The sequence below is a fragment of the Emticicia sp. genome (genome assembly GCF_043780375.1).
Taxonomy (GTDB): domain Bacteria; phylum Bacteroidota; class Bacteroidia; order Cytophagales; family Spirosomataceae; genus Emticicia.
On record NZ_JAYWCU010000069.1, the window covers coordinates 1 to 17,994 of the forward strand.

At 35.8% G+C, this 17,994-nt stretch carries 21 protein-coding genes; 20 read left to right on the forward strand and 1 reads right to left on the reverse strand.

Annotated features, from left to right (window positions below):
- From ACH2CJ_RS05180 to ACH2CJ_RS05275, 20 genes are all read left to right on the forward strand, one after another.
- A partial coding sequence (locus ACH2CJ_RS05180) for a site-specific integrase (RefSeq protein ID WP_394991179.1) occupies positions 1–619 on the forward strand: 619 nt, incomplete at its 5' end.
- Between the two features lie 23 nt (positions 620–642).
- A complete protein-coding gene (locus ACH2CJ_RS05185) occupies positions 643–1,725 on the forward strand; it encodes a hypothetical protein (RefSeq protein WP_394991181.1) in 1,083 nt (360 codons plus the stop codon).
- A 99-nt stretch (positions 1,726–1,824) separates the two neighbouring features.
- Entirely contained in the window at positions 1,825–2,187 is a 363-nt protein-coding gene (locus ACH2CJ_RS05190; RefSeq protein WP_394991182.1) for a helix-turn-helix domain-containing protein, read from the forward strand.
- The gene (locus ACH2CJ_RS05195; RefSeq protein WP_394991183.1) at positions 2,177–2,569 is read left to right on the forward strand and encodes a hypothetical protein; all 393 of its coding nucleotides are present in this window, start codon (positions 2,177–2,179) and stop codon (positions 2,567–2,569) included. Before ACH2CJ_RS05190 ends, ACH2CJ_RS05195 begins: the two co-directional genes overlap by 11 nt.
- Complete coding sequence (locus ACH2CJ_RS05200) at positions 2,569–3,693, forward strand: AAA family ATPase (RefSeq protein ID WP_394991184.1); 1,125 nt, start codon at positions 2,569–2,571, stop codon at positions 3,691–3,693. Before ACH2CJ_RS05195 ends, ACH2CJ_RS05200 begins: the two co-directional genes overlap by 1 nt.
- 76 nt (positions 3,694–3,769) lie before the next feature.
- Positions 3,770–5,053, forward strand: coding sequence for a DUF6965 family protein (locus ACH2CJ_RS05205; protein ID WP_394991185.1), 1,284 nt, complete (start codon positions 3,770–3,772; stop codon positions 5,051–5,053).
- 64 nt (positions 5,054–5,117) lie between these two features.
- Positions 5,118–5,753: a hypothetical protein gene (locus ACH2CJ_RS05210; protein WP_394991186.1), complete on the forward strand. Its 636-nt coding sequence runs from the start codon at positions 5,118–5,120 to the stop codon at positions 5,751–5,753.
- A 153-nt stretch (positions 5,754–5,906) separates the two neighbouring features.
- Entirely contained in the window at positions 5,907–6,713 is an 807-nt protein-coding gene (locus ACH2CJ_RS05215) for an EboA domain-containing protein (protein WP_394991187.1), read from the forward strand.
- 36 nt (positions 6,714–6,749) lie between these two features.
- Complete coding sequence (locus ACH2CJ_RS05220; RefSeq protein WP_394991188.1) at positions 6,750–7,769, forward strand: TatD family hydrolase; 1,020 nt, start codon at positions 6,750–6,752, stop codon at positions 7,767–7,769.
- Positions 7,770–7,844: 75 nt separating this feature from the next.
- Positions 7,845–8,726: a UbiA-like protein EboC gene (gene eboC, locus ACH2CJ_RS05225; RefSeq protein WP_394991189.1), complete on the forward strand. Its 882-nt coding sequence runs from the start codon at positions 7,845–7,847 to the stop codon at positions 8,724–8,726.
- Positions 8,727–8,775: 49 nt separating this feature from the next.
- Complete coding sequence (locus ACH2CJ_RS05230; RefSeq protein ID WP_394991190.1) at positions 8,776–9,921, forward strand: 3-dehydroquinate synthase; 1,146 nt, start codon at positions 8,776–8,778, stop codon at positions 9,919–9,921.
- 5 nt (positions 9,922–9,926) lie between these two features.
- Positions 9,927–11,120 (forward strand): metabolite traffic protein EboE, encoded by a 1,194-nt coding sequence (gene eboE / locus ACH2CJ_RS05235; protein ID WP_394991191.1) that lies wholly within the window; start codon positions 9,927–9,929, stop codon positions 11,118–11,120.
- Positions 11,121–11,215: 95 nt separating this feature from the next.
- Positions 11,216–12,589 carry an alkaline phosphatase family protein gene (locus tag ACH2CJ_RS05240; RefSeq protein ID WP_394991192.1) on the forward strand — a complete coding sequence of 458 codons (1,374 nt, stop codon included), beginning with the start codon at positions 11,216–11,218 and terminating at the stop codon, positions 12,587–12,589.
- Positions 12,590–12,608: 19 nt separating this feature from the next.
- Entirely contained in the window at positions 12,609–13,019 is a 411-nt protein-coding gene (locus ACH2CJ_RS05245) for a nuclear transport factor 2 family protein (RefSeq protein ID WP_394991193.1), read from the forward strand.
- A gap of 21 nt (positions 13,020–13,040) precedes the next feature.
- Complete coding sequence (locus ACH2CJ_RS05250) at positions 13,041–13,826, forward strand: HipA family kinase (RefSeq protein WP_394991194.1); 786 nt, start codon at positions 13,041–13,043, stop codon at positions 13,824–13,826.
- Entirely contained in the window at positions 13,804–14,190 is a 387-nt protein-coding gene (locus tag ACH2CJ_RS05255) for a DUF3037 domain-containing protein (protein ID WP_394991195.1), read from the forward strand. The genes ACH2CJ_RS05250 and ACH2CJ_RS05255 overlap by 23 nt, the downstream gene beginning before the upstream one ends.
- Positions 14,191–14,201: 11 nt before the next feature.
- Complete coding sequence (locus tag ACH2CJ_RS05260) at positions 14,202–14,417, forward strand: DUF3820 family protein (protein ID WP_394991196.1); 216 nt, start codon at positions 14,202–14,204, stop codon at positions 14,415–14,417.
- A gap of 64 nt (positions 14,418–14,481) precedes the next feature.
- Positions 14,482–15,192 carry an SDR family oxidoreductase gene (locus ACH2CJ_RS05265; protein ID WP_394991197.1) on the forward strand — a complete coding sequence of 237 codons (711 nt, stop codon included), beginning with the start codon at positions 14,482–14,484 and terminating at the stop codon, positions 15,190–15,192.
- 108 nt (positions 15,193–15,300) lie between these two features.
- Complete coding sequence (locus ACH2CJ_RS05270) at positions 15,301–16,590, forward strand: amidohydrolase family protein (protein WP_394991198.1); 1,290 nt, start codon at positions 15,301–15,303, stop codon at positions 16,588–16,590.
- A gap of 12 nt (positions 16,591–16,602) precedes the next feature.
- On the forward strand, positions 16,603–16,977 hold the full coding sequence (locus ACH2CJ_RS05275; protein ID WP_394991199.1) for an amidohydrolase family protein: 375 nt from the start codon (positions 16,603–16,605) through the stop codon (positions 16,975–16,977).
- A 23-nt stretch (positions 16,978–17,000) separates the two neighbouring features.
- On the opposite strand, the gene ACH2CJ_RS05280 is transcribed toward ACH2CJ_RS05275, so the two are convergent.
- Entirely contained in the window at positions 17,001–17,930 is a 930-nt protein-coding gene (locus ACH2CJ_RS05280) for a class I SAM-dependent methyltransferase (protein WP_394991200.1), read from the reverse strand.
- Between the last annotated feature and the right edge of the window lie 64 nt (positions 17,931–17,994).

The window sequence follows — 17,994 nt, forward strand, 5'->3', positions numbered from 1 at the left end:
GGTAAAAGCAGCCCTAAAACAGGCTTTTAAAGATGGTATGCTGCAAACAGACCTCAACGCAAAGATAGAGCCTATCAAGACAGCCGAAACGCAAAGAAACTTTCTAACTATTGAAGAACTAAACAGCCTTGTACGTACCGAGTGCCAAAACGTTTTACTCAAACGTGCAGCCTTGTTTTCGGCACTTACTGGGCTACGACATAGCGACATACAAAAACTAACTTGGAGCGAATTGGAGTACATAGAAGGGAACGGATATTTTATTCAGTTTAAGCAGCAAAAGACAAAAGGCGTTGAAATGATGCCAATATCAGAACAGGCATTTAGTTTACTTGGAGAACGCAAAAAGCCTACTGATAAAGTATTTGATGGTTTGGAATATTCAGCGTACCAAAACAAGTTTCTGTATCAATGGATAACAGCAGCAGGAATATCAAAGGATATTACGTTCCATTGTTTTCGCCACACATTTGCAACCTTGCAACTAAGCAAAGGAACTGATATTTACACCGTCAGCAAGATGCTGGGGCATAGAGAACTCAAAACGACCCAAATTTATGCAAAGATTATAGATGAAACCAAGCGTAAAGCAGCCGACAGCATACAGTTAGATTTTTGATATTTTTTAAACTTAAAGGACAAATGGAACAAAACGATAATAAATTACTTAACGAAGCAGATTATACAAATTTCGCAGAAGAACTTATCAAGTTGCCAAATCAATTGGCAAAACTTGATAATCTGAAATCAAAACATCAAAAATACTATGAAGTAAATAGAAGTTTTTATAAACAGTTTATTTACAAGATTGAGGAATTAATAACAGACCTTAGAGACGATATTTTTGAAAAAACAGCAGTACTTGCTGAAAGAAATCCAAAATTTAATTATGTTGAGGTAACCAAGCAATATGAGGGTATTTATAAAAACCCAAGTAGAGGGCAATTTACTATTAAGGCCTTGGAAGGTTTAAAAGACTTTGTTTATAAGTTTGAGTATGAAGTTTTAGAAAATAAAATTGATATGCATTATTGGTTTCTAAGTAGTGTTTTGACTTTCATAAAAAATGATATTAATGATGTATTTAAGTTTATTTCTGAAAATGATGTTTATAAAAACGTTAGAGTTGAAATTGAAGAAAATGGAACAATTTATTTTCAATATTTTCAAAGAGAATTAAAGAACAAGTTAGAAAAACAAGAAAATTGGAAGGTTATTGAAATTGATATTAAAGATAGATTCTTACCAATGATTCATAAATATTATGAATGGTATGAAATAAATAAAGAAGAAACTAAAAAGTTTGAGCCAGCCAATTTTTATGAGTGGATGTATGAAGTTATGCGTTCAACTGAAAAGGAAATAAATAAATGGTTTAAGGCAGAACAGCCAGCAGCACCCGAAAGCCTTAGTGTTGAAAAAGTTGAGGAAAAGAAAGAAAGTGAAGTAAAACTATTTCATCGTGAAATTGCATTACTTCACCACTATTTAGGTACATCACTAAATGATAATAATGCAAGTATAAAAGCAAGTTTATACGGTCAAAATAGCGGTAGAAAATTGATGGAACATTATAACGAAATTAAGAATAGTAACTTGAATATTACTAACCACAAATACGCAGTAAAAAACATTGAAAAAGTCATTACTTTACTAAATAACAACCCACAAGCAAAAGAAAAAGCAGAAAATGACTTGAAAGTTGCACAAACAAAAAAGAATTAAACAACTGATTATTAGCAATTTATAAAATACTCAACCAGTTATAACCAGTTGCACTACTTCGTATAAAATAATTTTGAGCCATAATCAAATAATTAGAAAATGGCTCAATCGTACAATCCTTTCGATGTTTTAGAGTTAAGGCTTAACTCCATTGAAAATCTTTTATTAGACTTCAAACACCAGTACATTTCTGCACCTCCAAAGCAAGCCGACCAATGGTTTGACCTCAACGAATTATGTAATTATTTACCCGATAAGCCAGCAACCGCAACGGTTTACGGCTGGGTACATACTGCACAGATACCTTGCCACAAAGGAGGTAAAAAACTAAGATTTTTAAAGAGTGAAATAGACATTTGGCTTTTACAAGGTAGAAAGAAAACCTTGCAACAAACGGCACTCGAAGCAGATGCCTATCTACTAAAAAGCAAAGGAGGTGCTGGTCGAACCTATGGAAAATAAGACTAACACCTCCCAAGTGCAAAAAGGACAAAGCAAAGATAGTGAATTTATCTCAAAAATTATTATCAATGAAGTTGAAAAAGGTACTGGTTTATCCTATGACCAATTAAAGGCACAATACAACGAAATACAATTATTTTATACAGCTTTACAGTATGTAACAACAACTAAAAGAGCATTATGCAAGGCATTTAATATCGAAATACCAAATAATTGTAGAAACAAAAGAAAGTTTGAAAAAGCAGGTATTTTGGTTCAGAGTAAAGATAAATATCGTTGCCCAAGTTCGGGACATCTTGCAAATGTATTATCTACGAATCCAGCAGAGTTTGACAAACTCAACCAACCAAGAAGTGTTCAACTTAAAATGAATTTTGCATAATGGAATCCAAAAAAACATCTACTTTTTTGGATTTAGAAAATTCAGAAAGGTTATTGAAAGAACTAAACCCACAATTTACCGACCTTGATAAGTTTAAGAAAGACCTTAAAGAGGAACGCAAAGCACTATTAAAGCAAAGCAATGAAGCAACCAAAAGTAAAGGCTTATTTACCGTAATGCCAGCCAGCCATTGGATTGAAGAATCTAAAATGCAACCAATTCCGCAAATGCTATTTGGTGAATTATGGTTTGAAGGTGAATTATGTATTTTGTTTGCAGATACCAATTTAGGTAAATCAATATTAGCCGTACAGATTGGCAATAGTATAAGTAAGGGTGAACCAATAAGGGGCTTTAAACTCGAAGCCCCAAAACAACCAATTTTATACTTTGATTTTGAACTTTCGCCAAAGCAATTTGAAAACCGCTATTCGATAAAGTTTGAGCAGCATTATAGTTTTGATAATAATTTTATCAGAATTGAAATAAACCCTGATGCAGTAATACCCGAAAATCAAACCTTTGAAAATTACCTCGACTATTCGCTGGAGCGTTCAATTATCGAGACAGGTGCAAAGGTTTTAATCATTGATAATCTTACTTACTTAAAGACCGAAACCGAAAAAGCGAAAGATGCCTTACCATTGATGAAACATTTAAAGGCATTGAAAAGTAAATACAACCTTTCAATTTTGGCATTGGCACACACACCAAAAAGGGATTTATCAAAGCCAATTACTCGAAACGACTTGCAAGGTAGTAAGATGCTTATGAGTTTTACTGATTGTTCGTTTACGATTGGAGAAAGCCAAAAGGATAAAAATATCCGTTACCTGAAGCAAATTAAGGTAAGACAAAGTGAATTTATTTATGATACCGAAAATGTAGCTATTTGTCAAATTGAAAAGCCTTACAACTTCTTACAATTCGATTTAATAGGTTTCAGCACCGAAAGGGAACATTTAAAAGAGGTTACGGAAAAGGATAAAGGGCAAAAGATTGCAGAAGTATTGGAGTTGAAAAAGCAAGGCATTACTAATATTGAAATTGCCCGAAGGCTGGGAGTTTCGGAGGGAGCAGTCAGAAAATGGATTAAGAAAGCCAATGAAACCGAACCCAAATAAACGCCAATTCGTACGATTCGTACTTTTCGTACACCTGTACGTTTTGTACGAATCGTACGATTAAAGCCAAAAAGCAATGAACGAACACCTATACAAATTAGAGCCTTACAAGGGTATGAAAACTCGATACAGCTGCCCAAGTTGTCAGCAGTATAAAGTTTTTGCCCTTTACATTGATACCGAAACAGGCGAACACCTCAACGAATCCGTAGGAAGGTGCAACCGAGAGATTAACTGCGGTTACCACTATTCACCAAAGCAATACTTTGAAGAAAACAATATTTCATTTGATAAGTCACAGCAGCACCGCCAACAAAGAGCAGTTGAGCAGTTACCACCAAAGCAAATTTCGCTTATTTCGGTTGAGGTATTTACAGCCAGCTTGCAAAGCCACGAATCAAACAACTTTGTAAGATACTTGATTGAACTTTTTGGGGTTGAGGTTACAAACGGATTAATCGCAAAGTATTTTATTGGTACTTCAAAGTATTGGAACGGTGCAACAGTATTTTGGCAAATTGATAAAGAGTATCAAGTCAGAACAGGTAAAATAATGCTTAACAGCCCCACCACAGGCAAAAGAGTAAAAGAACCTTTCAATCATATCAACTGGGTACATAAAGCCCTTAAATTGCCTGATTTTGAGTTAAAGCAATGTTTGTTTGGTGAACACCTTTTAAATGATAACAGTAAACCTATTGCCTTGTGTGAATCGGAAAAGACCGCCATTGTTGCCAGCGTTTATTTGCCTGATTTTATTTGGTTAGCAGCTGGAGGTATTAGCAATTTGACCGCTGATAAATGTAAGGTTTTGTCAGGTCGTACGGTTTATTTGTATCCTGACTTAAACGGTTTCGAGAAATGGAGTATCAAGGCAAAGGAACTTTCGCACATTGCAACGATTGTTGTTTCTGACTTATTAGAACGCCACGCCAGCGATGAAGAAAGAAAAGAGGGTTTAGACTTAGAAGATTACTTGATAAGGTTTGATTATAAAGATTTTATCGAACCCGAACCGCCAGCACCTCCACCACCGCCAGCCGTTGAGGTGGAAATGAAAGAGCCAATTACGGTAAAAGCGAACGAATCAAACGACTTGAAAGAAAGGGTACTTGATTGGAGCAAAGAAGTTGAGGAACTCGAAACGTATTTCAAAAGCGTTACTTTGCCGACAGTACCAATTTCAATAAGTCAAGGCGAAACGATTAACAATGTAGGTAACTTTCTTGAAAGTCATTTTGCCACATTGAAGCACATGAAGGGTAAAAGAGTTTTTTTGCCACACCTCCACAGATTACAGAAACTTAAAAGCTATTTGACACAAGGGGGGGCGGGGTTGATTCCTTCAAGCATAAAGTAAAACAACCGCTTACCGACTGTGGAAAACAGCGTTACAACTATTGAGGTGGGGTATCAAATGAATCATGATTATTGTCATAACGTTCCTTAATAATTTAGGTTTCATTTTAAGCAGTCAAAAAATGGCAAAGTTTCCGAGTTATCCAACTTTATTTGATGAATGTAAAACAATCAGTATTTCTGATTTTAAGAAATGGAGTTACTTAAAATCTAATCAAGTGATTAATAGTGTAATTACTTGGAGTAGAAATGGCAATAAAACTGCGAGTATTTCGATTTCTGTTAATACCTTTGCTGAAAGCTTTTTCGTTGAATTAGATTATAGTTGTAATGGCAAACCGATAAAGTATAGAGTGCCAATTATTAAAGTAGATTCTAATTTAGGCAAAGGAGTTGTTTGGTTTTTTATTTGCCCTTATACTGGTAAACGGTGCAGAAAGTTGCATTTAGTAGGTAACTACTTTTACCACCGTTCAGCGTTTAGAAACTGTATGTATGAAAACCAAACCAAAAGTCATAGCAGCAGGAATCATTTTAGTATGGCTGATAAGTTGTTTAGAGTTGCAGATGCTAATGATAAAATACACAGTAAGCACTTTAAAAAATATTATAATGGTTTACCAACAAAAAGGTATATCAAGCAAATGAAACGTATAAAAATTGGTGGGAATATTTCAATGGAAGAATTGGGGTTTTATTGAAAAATCAATTGCATTTGTACCCTATTTGTACCTCAAAAAAAATATTATTTGTAACTAATTGACTATAAGCACTTTACAAAAATAGTTACTTTCTTCATTGGAAAGTAAGTTCTTCTTAGATTTGTTTAAGATTTATACAAAGCACCTAACCAAATGAATTATTCTTCCATACTATTTGAGACAATTAAATTGTACGTTTCACCCAAAGAATTGAGTTGGATTGAAACAAAAGCTAATGGTAGTTTACAGTCTCTACAAACGGCATTTGTAGCTACGCCAAGATTTGTGAGTAAAACTACTATTAATTTGACTGATTCTATCAATGGTATTAATATCACTGATTGGACTTTGGATAGATTAGTGCGAGTTTATTTGTTAACAAAACTTGATAGCTCGGTCAAAGAAGATTATACAAAAAGCCTTGATACACTATTCGAAATTGCTGAAAATAACGAAGCTGTCGCATTAATATCTGCACTTTCATTTTTTGATTATCCCGAATATTGGCTTTTGCGTGCAACCGATGCTGTGAGGTCAAATATTGGTTTAGTTTTCGATGCAATTGCCTTTCAAAATCCTTATCCAATGCAGTATTTTTCTGAATTGGCGTGGAATCAATTAATTTTGAAATGTATTTTCAATGACAAGCCTATTCATCGTATTCAAGGCTTAAACGAGCGGGCGAATCAAGCCCTTGCCAACTCAATTTCGGACTTTGCACACGAACGCTGGGCCGCTGGTCGAAGTGTTCCTGCTCAAGCATGGCGTTTAGTAAGTAAGTTTATGAATGAAACAATTTTAAGTGATATTTGTACTTTATTTGTCTCTCAAAATCCAAATGATAAGATTGCAGCTACTTTAGTTTGTAGCGAAACTGACTTTGTTTTTGCAAAAGAAGAATTAAAAAAATATCCTGAACTTAATAGTAAAAATCTTAGCTGGGAAATGCTTGAGGTTTAAAATAATGGAGTATTAAACATAGAATTGAAAAATAAAATGTGTCAAAAACATTCCGAAATAACCCAAAACCCTTCTCACTTTGAAGGTACAGCCGAAGAACTCGAATTGGCAAAAACAGTACAGGTAAATTACACAGATTACATCAAAGATATGAAATTCTTTGACCCGCATATTCACATGACTTCTCGTACGACCGACGATTATACTGCTATGGTCGATGCGGGTGTTGTGGCAATTATTGAACCCGCTTTTTGGTTGGGTCAACCTCGCACGGGTTTGGCATCATTCAAAGATTATTATAGTAGTTTGGTCGGTTGGGAGCGATTTAGGTCTTTGCAGTTTGGCATCAAACATTATTGCACGATTGGATTAAATTCACGGGAAGCCAATAATGAGGCTTTAGCAGAGCAGGTAATGGAGATTTTGCCTTTGTTTTTGTACAAAGAAGGCGTAGTGGGCGTAGGAGAAATTGGTTTTGACGACCAAACTGCTGCTGAAGAAAAGTATTATCGTCTACAACTCGAATTGTCAAAAGAAGCAGGTTTGCCCGTGCAAGTTCACACGCCGCACCGTGATAAAAAGAAAGGAACAGAGTTAAGTATGTCGATTGCTTTGGAACATGGAATTGACCCAAGTATGGTAATTATTGACCATAATAATGAAGAAACCGTAGAAAGTGTGCTTGAAAAAGGTTTTTGGGCGGCATTTACGATTTATCCATTTACAAAAATGGGCAACGAACGCATGGTCGAAATCGTGAAAAAATATGGTTCGGAGAGAATAATGGTAAATTCGGCGGCAGATTGGGGAATAAGCGACCCCTTGGCAGTTCCGAAAACAGCTGCTTTGATGAAAATTAAAGGTATTTCTGATAGAGATATTAAATTAGTTACTTATCAAAATGCCATTGACGCTTTTGCTCAAAGTGGACAAATTAATGTGGCCGATTTTGAAACCCCGCAGGTAATTGACCAAAGTTTGAAATTTTATGGAAACACCGTTTTGCGTGGCGGGCAAATTCCAAGAGTTGATAAAAATTCTATTATTATTAGTTAGTAGATTGTCATTAGGCGATAGTCAACAGTAAAGTAAAAACCTAATATTCAGATTTTAGATAACAAGTTTAAAGCATTGAACATAAAAGCATATTTACAATTAACTCGACCAGCCAATATCATCACGGCAATTGCTGATATTTTGGCAGGAATATCTATTGCGAGTTTTTCTTTTTCGATTATAAATATTAATCCTTTAAACATCACTTTTTTATGTATATCAACCATTGGTTTATACGGTGGCGGAATTGTTTTTAATGATATTTTTGATTTAGAATTAGACAAAATTGAACGTCCAGAAAGAGTAATTCCGAGCGGAATAATCAGTAAAAACAATGCTATTATTTTTGGTATTTTGTTATTAGCTTTAGGAATATTTTCCGCAATGGCGAATAGCTTAATAAGTAGCCTAATTGCCTTATTAGTAGCTATTTGTGCATTAGTTTATGATAAATTCGGTAAGCATCATTCTTTTTTTGGACCAATCAACATGGGACTTTGTAGAGGCGGAAATTTAATTTTGGGAATGAGTATTATCGAAAATGCCATTCCGCAGTGGTGGTGGTTGGGATTTTTGCCAGTTTGCTACATTGCAGCTATTACGATGATTAGTCGAGGCGAAGTTCATGGTGGGAATAAAAATACGCTTTATTTTGCGGCATTTCTTTACATTTTTGTGAGTAGTTGCCAGTTATTAATTGCCTTCCAGCTCAATAATTTATTAATTACGACTGCATTTGTAGCTTTACACATTTTCTTAATTTTTAAACCATTAATCACAGCAATTACAAACCCAATTGGCCCAAATATTGGCAAAGCAGTTAAAGCTGGAGTGTTATCGCTCATCGTTATGGATGCCGCTTGGGTAAGCGTTTCGGGCAATATTATTGTGGCTATTGCAGTTTTATGTTTGTTGCCTATTTCGATAAAACTGGCAAAGGTTTTTGCCGTAACTTAACATTACAACAAAACGACAATATTATATATATATTAGATTTAACTCGTAAATGAACCTTATTAAACAAGCTTTTCAAGTACCATATTCATTCAATATCGTTTTCACAAAAGACCTTTTTTCGACTGATAATCAAGAGTTTACTAATTTTCTTGCCAACTTTGGAGATTCTCGTTTTCATAAGAAAATCTTGTTTCTGATTGATGAAGGCGTTGCCAAAAATCACCCTTTGCTTGTTCAATCAATCAAGGCATATTTTAGTAATAACACAAATATTACCTTAGTTGACGAAATCTTGGTGATGCCCGGTGGAGAATTTGTAAAAAATGACACAACTTATTTAGACCAAACACTTTTGGCTATTAATAAATACGGTATCGACCGTCATTCTTTTGTGACGGCAATTGGCGGCGGAGCATTTTTGGATATGGTTGGTTACGCTTCTTGTATCGCTCATCGTGGCGTAAAACACATCAGAATTCCGACTACTGTTCTTTCGCAAAATGACTCGGGTGTTGGTGTTAAAAATGGCGTGAATTTTTTAGGAAAAAAGAATTTTTTAGGTACTTTTTCTCCTCCCGTAGCAGTTTTCAATGATTCAAATTTTCTAACAACACTTTCAGACCGAGATTGGCGTTCGGGTATTTCTGAAGCTATAAAAGTGGCATTAATTAAAGATTTGCCATTTTTTGAGTGGCTCGAAATAAATGCAAAAGCAATGGCTGAACGAAATTTGACAGTCATGAATGAACAAATATTTCGTTCAGCGGCACTGCATACCAACCATATTTCGAGCGGCGACCCATTTGAAATGGGTTCAGCTCGACCTTTAGATTTTGGACATTGGGCAGCTCATAAACTGGAATACTTGACAAATTTTGAGATTCGCCACGGCGAAGCCGTTGCAATAGGCATTGCACTTGACTCGATTTATTCGCAACTTTTGGGACTTATTTCGCAAGAAGAAGTAAATCGAATTATTGCGTTACTCAAAAATCTTGGTTTTACCCTTTACCACAAATCGCTTGGCGAGAATAACAAATTGAATCTTTGGGAAGGTTTGAACGAATTTAGAGAGCATTTGGGTGGACAATTGACCATTACAATTTTAGAACGATTGGGCAAAGGAAAAGAAATCCACGAAGTTGATTTTGAACTTATGAAACTCGCCGTTGACGAGCTTGAAAAAACGATATAGAAAATATGAAAACCCCATACGGACATCTCACATATTGTAGCAATATTCATCCTGGTGAAGACTGGAAAGAACATTTTCAGGTTTTGAAGAGTAGTATTCCCGAAATAAAAGCGGCTGTTTGCTCGCAAGAAATAATGGGAATTGGTTTGCGTTTAGCAAATCAAGCAAGCATTGATTTATCAGAAAAATCTAATTTCGATGAATTCAAAAATTGGCTTGTGGCACATGATTGCTACGTTTTTACGATGAATGGTTTTCCTTATGGTAATTTCCATAATGTTGTAGTAAAAGACCAAGTTCACGCTCCTGATTGGACAACAAAAGAACGTACAGATTATACAATCCGACTGTTTGGTTTATTGGCTAAATTGCTACCAGAAAATTTAGAAGAAGGTGGAATTTCAACTTCACCTTTATCATATCGTTTTTGGTGGAAAACATTAGAATCTTTAGAAGAAGCGACCAAAGCAGCAACAAAAAACATCATTTCGGTAGTAGAAGCCTTAATTGACTTGCAAGAAAAAACTGGAAAAACGTTTCATTTAGACATCGAACCTGAGCCTGACGGAATACTTGAAAACTCGCAAGAGTTCATTCAATGGTATAAAAATTACCTCATTCCGATGGGCATTGAACAACTCAAAGACAAAGGTTTTTCAAGCGAAAAAGCTATTGAAGCTATTAAAACACACATTCAATTATGCTATGATGTTTGTCATTTTGCGGTAGGTTTTGAAGCTCCGCAAGATGTAATTAATAAATTAGAAACGGAAGGCTTAAAAGTTGGAAAAATACAAATAAGTTCTGCTTTAAAAGTTGATTTTTCGAGCGATGCCAAAGAAAAACTAAAAGTGATAGCACAATACAACGAACCAACGTATTTACACCAAGTTGTTGCTCAAAGAAAAGATGGGAGTTTTAAAAAATTTCCAGATTTGACTGAAGCCATTGCTGGATTTGATGAAAATATAAGTTCGTGGCGAGTACATTTTCATGTGCCATTATTTTTAGAAAAATATGGTTTATTGAGTTCTACGCAGTCAGATATTGTAGATACGATTAATGTTCATAAAAATACGCCTTTTACAAATCATCTCGAAATCGAAACTTATACTTGGGGAGTTTTGCCAACTGAGTTTCAAGCTCCATTAAATGAGTCGATTATTCGGGAGATTAATTGGGTAAAAGGGCTTCTTTAATTTCGAATTTTAGTAATAACCATCTCATTTCCAGTCTTTTCCTCATAATAGAAGCGTTTTTTTCTTCTGGGTTGAGGTCATTTTTAGAATAAAAAATGCAAAAAACAGTAGTAATAAATATAGTTGGTCTTAGCACAAGCGTGATTGGTGAGCATACACCTTTTTTACAGAAATTTATTGCTAAAAATAAGCTGACGCACATAAAGCCACCATTCCCTGCCGTTACAACGACCTCACAAAGTTGTTATGTAACTGGCAAAAATCCTGACGAACATGGCATAGTCGGAAATGGTTGGTACGACCGTGAAGCCTGTGAAATGAAATTCTGGAAACAGTCGAATAAATTGGTGCAAGCCGAAAAAATTTGGGAAGCTGCGAAGCGAAAAAATTCAAATTTTACGAGTTCCAAAATGTTTTGGTGGTATAATATGTACTCTTCGGCTGATTTTTCGGCAACACCACGACCCCAATATCACTCCGATGGCGTCAAAATGCCTGATTGTTACACTTTTCCTGCTGATTTGCGTGATAAATTACAGGCAAAATTAGGCACTTTCCCATTGTTTAAATTTTGGGGGCCAACCACAAGTATTGATTGTTCAAAATGGATTGCCGATGCAGCCTTAGAAGTTGATAAAGAAAATGACCCAACCCTTACGCTCATTTATCTACCACATTTAGATTATTGTTTGCAGAAATTTGGTGTTGGTTTTAGCAAAATCAATAAAGATTTATACGAAATTGATGCTTTGGTGGAGGAATTAGTGAATTATTACGAGCAAAAAAATGCTAAGGTAATTTTACTTTCTGAATATGGCATTAATAATGTAAGTCGCCCGATTCATATTAATCGAATTTTGCGTGAAAATGGTTTGATTTCGGTAAGAGTTGAAAACGGACACGAACTCCTCGATTGTGGAGCATCGAAGGCTTTTGCCGCATCTGACCACCAAATTGCCCATATTTATATAAATGATTTAAGTCAAAAAGAGCGAATCAAGTCAATTTTATCGAAAGTGGAAGGCATTTCGTTGGTAATGGATGAAGCCGAAAAACAGAAGCATAAAATCAACCACGAACGTGCGGGAGACTTGGTTGTGATGGCAAAAGCCGATAGTTGGTTTACTTATTATTATTGGCTTGATGATAAATTAGCACCTGATTTTGCAAGATGTGTAGATATTCATAATAAACCTGGTTATGACCCGGTCGAAATGTTTATGAATCCTGCTAATCCTTTCATAAAATTACGTGCTGCGTATAAATTGGCTCGAAAACTGCTCGGTTTCAGATACCGAATGGATGTAATTCCCTTGGATGCGACACTTATCAAAGGCTCACACGGAACACTTGATATTGGCAAAGAATTTTATCCAGTACTTATTACAAATCAGTCCGTTCCAAAAGAAGAGATTTTGGCAACTGATGTTTATAATGTTATTTGGGAGAGTATTTTTGGGGAGAAATAAACTATACACTATTGAATCAATGAAAAAAATACTCTTTCTAATTCTCTGTTCTTCTAATGTATTGTTTGCTCAAAAGCAAACCGCCATTACGAATTCCTCGGCTGAAACGCCCGAAGTCTTAGCTCAAAAGCAATTAGATGGGTATAATGCCCGTAATATTGATGCTTTTTTAGAGCCTTATGCCGAAAATGTCGAAATTTATAATTTTCCTAATACCTTGCGTATGAAAGGAAAGGAAGAAATGAGAAAATCTTATGATGCCTACTTCAAAAAAACGCCTAATCTGCATTGCGAACTAAAAAATCGCATCATTCAAGGCAATACGGTTATTGATAAAGAATACATTACTGGTGTGGGAAATCCGTTTGAAGCAGTGGCTATTTATCAAATAGAAAATAATAAAATTAAGAAAGCCTATTTTATAAGATAAGCCTTTCTATATCAATACTTTATGCCAAATCTCCGAACCGTAAATATCACTCGCTACGTTACTCCTTTGCGAGAAGGTGGTTCGCTGCCTGCCATCGTTGAGGCTGATGATGGATTTTTGTATGTACTCAAATTTCGAGGAGCGGGACAAGGCGTAAAAGCCCTCATTGCCGAACTTATCGGTGGAGAATTGGCTCGTGCTTTAGGTTTGAAAATGCCCGAAATTGTCTTTGCTAAACTTGACGATTCTTTCAGTAAAACCGAACCCGACGAAGAAATCCAAGATTTGCTTCAAGCGAGTGTTGGGCTAAATTTGGGCGTTCATTATCTTTCTGGTTCGATTACCTATGACCCAATTGTCAAGACGATTGAACCAAAAATTGCTTCAAAAATTGTATTACTCGACTATATTCTGACCAACGTTGACCGCACGCCACGCAATACAAATATGCTGATGTGGCACAAAGAATTGTGGTTGATTGACCACGGTGCTTCGCTGTATTTTCATCATTCTTGGGAAAATTGGGAAGAGCAATCTAAAAGAGCATTTGTAGCCATCAAAGATCATGTACTTTTGTTACAAGCAAGTGAGATTGAAACTGTTGTTGAAGAATTTTGTGCAACACTCACCCCCAAACTCATCCATGAAGTTATAAATCTGATTCCTGATGAGTGGTTGAGTGATTATTCAATTGCCGATTCGCCCGACGAACGCCGCCAAGTTTATACTCAGTTTATCGAAACAAGAATAAAAATGATAGATTTTGCAATAAAAGAGATAGACAATGCAAGAAAATCAACTATATGAGTATGCCGTAATTAGGGTTGTGCCTAAAGTTGAGCGTGAAGAATTTCTTAACGTTGGCATCATTCTCTATTGCAAAAAACAAGGTTTTTTACAAGCAAAATACATTTTAGATAAACAACGCCTTAGCATTTTCGGTGCAGAATTGGACTTTGAGGATTTGGAAAAATACCTTCAAACTTGGGAAAAGATTTGTATCGGAGGAAAAGATGGCGGCCCCATTGGAATATTGCCAATTGCCTCTCGTTTTCGTTGGCTTACCGCTACCCGAAGTACGATTGTTCAGACTTCAAAGACTCATCCAGGTTATGCTACTGATGCCGTAAAAACGCTTGATTGCCTTTTTGAAACATTGGTTCTTTGCTAAAAATATAAAAAATGAATTCACAAATACTGGTAGAACTCGTCAATTTCAAGATGCCTTTTGGCAAATACAAAGGTACATTAATGTGTGATTTACCCGAATATTATTTGATTTGGTACCAAAATAAAGGTTTTCCAGAAGGAAAACTCGGAATGCTTATGGCAACAATGTATGAAATAAAAGTAAATGGATTGGAATATTTATTGAAACCTCTCAAACAAAAATCTTAACATTTTATGCAAACTATCTTTCAATTTCTGCTGTTATGATTGATAAATAAACTATCAGAAGAAAATGTCAGAACTCATAAAAACAGCCCTTATCACAGGGGGCTCCAAAGGTATCGGCTACGGTGTTGCCGAAGTATTGATAAAAGAAGGTATAAAAGTTGCAATCACGAGCCGTACGCAAGAGGCTGCCGACGAAGCCGCCGCCCAACTTAATAAAATTAAGGAAGGCTACGCAATGGGAATTGTTTCGGATGTAAGAAACTTTGAATCGCAACAAAATGCCGTTGATATAGTTGTAAATACTTGGGGAAGACTCGATTATTTTATTGCCAATGCTGGTGTTGGACATTTCTCTCCCATCCAAACTCTTACAGCAGAGCAGTGGCACGAAATGATTGACATCAATCTAACAGGTGTATTTTACAGCATAAAAGCATCTTTAGAAGCCCTAAAAACTACAAAAGGGTACTTTATCAGCATCTCAAGCTTGGCTGGAACAAACTTCTTTGCAAGTGCGAGTGGCTATAATGCAAGTAAATTTGGTTTGGTTGGTTTCACGCAAGCCATCATGCTTGATTTGAGAAATGAAGGTATTAAGGTTTCTACTATTATGCCTGGTTCGGTAGCTACTCATTTCAATAATCACGAGCCAAACGAAAAAGACTCATGGAAAATTCAGCCCGAAGATATTGGTCAAATCGTTTCGGATTTAATCAAAATGCCAGCTCGTACTTTACCGAGTAAAATTGAAGTTAGACCAACGATGCCGAAGTAATATTTTTAACAAAGCACATCGTGCCACAACTTATTATCAAAAATAATAGTTTGTGGCACGTTTGTTTTTATATTTGCTCAACGTTATTTCTTCAAAAACTTTCATCAAATGAAACATTCTTACTATTTATTTCTTCTTAGTCTAACATTGTTTATTTCCTGCAAAAAAGATGCAAAATATGATATCATCATAAAAAATGGCATTGTTTATGATGGAAATGGTGGTGAACCTCAAAAAATAGACATAGCCATCAAAGCCGATACGATTGCTTTTATTGGAGATTTATCTAATGAAATCGCTAAACAAATTCTTGATGCTAAAGGAATGGCTGTTGCTCCAGGTTTTGTAAATATGTTGAGTTGGAGTACCGAAACTTTGATTCAAGATGGACGTTCGTTAGGTGAAATAACGCAAGGAGTTACACTTGAAGTCATGGGTGAAGGTGATTCGATGGGACCCTTAAGTGATTCAATGAAAATTGATTTTCAGAAATCTCAAGGTGATATTAAATATAAAATAGAATGGAATAGTTTGAGCGAATACCTCATTTATTTAGAGAAAAGAGGTGTTTCGACCAATGTTGCCTCATTTGTGGGAGCAGCTACAGTGCGAGCAAATGAATTAGGATATGCTAATCGTCCGCCAAAAGCCGATGAATTGGAGCGAATGAAACAACACGTCAGAAAAGCAATGGAAGAAGGTGCAATGGGTGTTGGCTCGGCTCTGATTTATGTACCAGGAACTTATGCCAATACTAACGAACTTGTTGAGTTGTCGAAAATTGCTGCCGAATATGGGGGGATGTATATTTCACATATTCGGAGTGAAGGCAATCGCTTGGAAGAAGCTATCAATGAAGTGATTACAATTGCAAAAGAAGCTAATATTCATGCTGAAATATATCACTTGAAAGTTGCAGGAAAAGACAATTGGTATAAAATGGATAAAGTTATTACTAAAATTGATAGTGCCAGAAAAATTGGCATTAACGTTACAACAGACATGTATAACTACATTGCGGGAGCAACGGGTTTAGATGCTGCCATGCCGCCGTGGGTACAAGAAGGTGGACTTCAAGCGTGGCGACGACGTTTAAAATCAAATACAATAAGCATACAGGTAGGTAAAGAAATGAGCGTTCAGCAAAACGACTGGGAAAATCTGTGCTTGGCAGCAGGAGCAGAAAAAACGCTGTTGATTGGATTTAAGCAAGATTCATTGAAAAAATATATCGGCAAAACACTCGCCGAAGTTGCCACACTCAAAAAGAAAACTTGGTATGAAACAGCGATAGAATTAGTTATTTCTGACGATTCTCGTGTTGATGTTGTTTATTTTTTGATGAACGAAGAGAATGTAAAAAAGCAAATAAAATTGCCTTATATGAGTTTTTGTTGAGACGCAGCCTCTATGGCTCCCGAAGGGATATTTTTAAAATCGAGCAACCATCCTCGTGCTTACGGAAATTTTGCTCGTTTGCTTGGAAAATATGTGCGTGACGAAAAAGTTATTACGCTTCAAGAAGCAATTAGAAAGCTCACTTCGTTGCCTTGTGATAATTTAAAAATCCAAAAAAGGGGCCGGTTGAAGGTAGGGAATTATGCCGACATCGTAATTTTCGACCCAATGAAAATTCAAGATAAAGCTACTTTTGAAAAACCTCATCAATTATCTGAAGGCATGATTCATGTCTTGGTCAATGGTCAGCAAGTGCTAAAAGATGGTATTCATACCGGTGTGAAATCTGGTCGATTTGTACGTGGTCCGGGTTGGGTTGGGAAATGATTTTCAAATCAAACTTCCAAAACCTACACCTTCTCATAAACCACAATTACCGATTGTCCGATTGCGTCTTTATTGAATAAAAAATAAATGGGTGAAAAAATTTGGCTCAATATAAAGCTTACTTTGAAAAGGGTGTAAGATTTATTATTGTTCCGAACAAAGTTTTTGAATGGAATGCCCAACAAACTACGTAATTTATGATAAATTGTACATTGAAGATAAAAAACGTGGTGAATTTCGTGAAGGTTTTCGTGAAAAATGCCTTTAAGTTTGATTGGAAAACTTTTTTGCATTTCAGTAAAAACGGTATCTCGCCAGCGAGTGATGTGGTGCGGCGGAGCATTGAGAAATAGATTTACACCGTAACGCAAAAATGTATCTTCACTTGGCACCGCAAAGATGAGTTTTCCACCTTTTTTTAAACATTTTAGCGATTCTGTGATAAATTGATTAGGTTCTGGCACATGTTCCAACACCTGAAAATAGCACGCAACATCATATTTTTCGGGGTTTTGCTTGGCAAAATCCTCGATTGATTGATTAATGACATTAAGCCCTTTTTTCTGAGCAATGGCAATGGCATCTTCGTTGAATTCGAGTCCGACATAATTATCGGTTTTGAGATAATTAGTAAAATTTCCTTCACCACAGCCAATTTCAAGCACGCTTTCGCCTTGTTTGATATGTTTGGCTGCCAGCACAAAATCTTCTTTTTCTTTCAGATAATAACCTTGTATTTTTTGTTGTAATTCGCCATAAAAAACGCCATCTCCTACGGCGGGGGGAGCAAAATAAAGTAAATTACATGACTGACATTCGCACAGATTTAGTTTTTCTGACTTGAAAAAATGTCCAACTTTAATCTTTTTTTGTTCGTAAATTTTTTTCAAAATTGAGGGTTCAATGTCTTCCAAAACCTTTACTTTATCACTATTACACAGAATACAATTCATGGTTTATTTGCTTGATGATCAGGAACTTACGACTTATTTCTAAGGCTTTTTTCTAATTATCTTG

Coding starts and splice junctions, on each gene's coding strand:
- ACH2CJ_RS05215 (WP_394991187.1), top strand. CDS start 5,907: ATGAATTATTCTTCCATACTATTTGAGACAATTAAATTGTACGTTTCA.
- ACH2CJ_RS05230 (WP_394991190.1), top strand. CDS start 8,776: ATGAACCTTATTAAACAAGCTTTTCAAGTACCATATTCATTCAATATC.
- ACH2CJ_RS05185 (WP_394991181.1), top strand. CDS start 643: ATGGAACAAAACGATAATAAATTACTTAACGAAGCAGATTATACAAAT.
- eboE (WP_394991191.1), top strand. CDS start 9,927: ATGAAAACCCCATACGGACATCTCACATATTGTAGCAATATTCATCCT.
- ACH2CJ_RS05210 (WP_394991186.1), top strand. CDS start 5,118: ATGATTATTGTCATAACGTTCCTTAATAATTTAGGTTTCATTTTAAGC.
- ACH2CJ_RS05260 (WP_394991196.1), top strand. CDS start 14,202: ATGAATTCACAAATACTGGTAGAACTCGTCAATTTCAAGATGCCTTTT.
- ACH2CJ_RS05265 (WP_394991197.1), top strand. CDS start 14,482: ATGTCAGAACTCATAAAAACAGCCCTTATCACAGGGGGCTCCAAAGGT.
- ACH2CJ_RS05220 (WP_394991188.1), top strand. CDS start 6,750: ATGTGTCAAAAACATTCCGAAATAACCCAAAACCCTTCTCACTTTGAA.
- ACH2CJ_RS05245 (WP_394991193.1), top strand. CDS start 12,609: ATGAAAAAAATACTCTTTCTAATTCTCTGTTCTTCTAATGTATTGTTT.
- ACH2CJ_RS05275 (WP_394991199.1), top strand. CDS start 16,603: ATGGCTCCCGAAGGGATATTTTTAAAATCGAGCAACCATCCTCGTGCT.
- ACH2CJ_RS05195 (WP_394991183.1), top strand. CDS start 2,177: ATGGAAAATAAGACTAACACCTCCCAAGTGCAAAAAGGACAAAGCAAA.
- ACH2CJ_RS05190 (WP_394991182.1), top strand. CDS start 1,825: ATGGCTCAATCGTACAATCCTTTCGATGTTTTAGAGTTAAGGCTTAAC.
- ACH2CJ_RS05280 (WP_394991200.1), bottom strand. CDS start 17,930: ATGAATTGTATTCTGTGTAATAGTGATAAAGTAAAGGTTTTGGAAGAC.
- ACH2CJ_RS05200 (WP_394991184.1), top strand. CDS start 2,569: ATGGAATCCAAAAAAACATCTACTTTTTTGGATTTAGAAAATTCAGAA.
- ACH2CJ_RS05240 (WP_394991192.1), top strand. CDS start 11,216: ATGCAAAAAACAGTAGTAATAAATATAGTTGGTCTTAGCACAAGCGTG.
- ACH2CJ_RS05255 (WP_394991195.1), top strand. CDS start 13,804: ATGCAAGAAAATCAACTATATGAGTATGCCGTAATTAGGGTTGTGCCT.
- ACH2CJ_RS05205 (WP_394991185.1), top strand. CDS start 3,770: ATGAACGAACACCTATACAAATTAGAGCCTTACAAGGGTATGAAAACT.
- ACH2CJ_RS05250 (WP_394991194.1), top strand. CDS start 13,041: ATGCCAAATCTCCGAACCGTAAATATCACTCGCTACGTTACTCCTTTG.
- ACH2CJ_RS05270 (WP_394991198.1), top strand. CDS start 15,301: ATGAAACATTCTTACTATTTATTTCTTCTTAGTCTAACATTGTTTATT.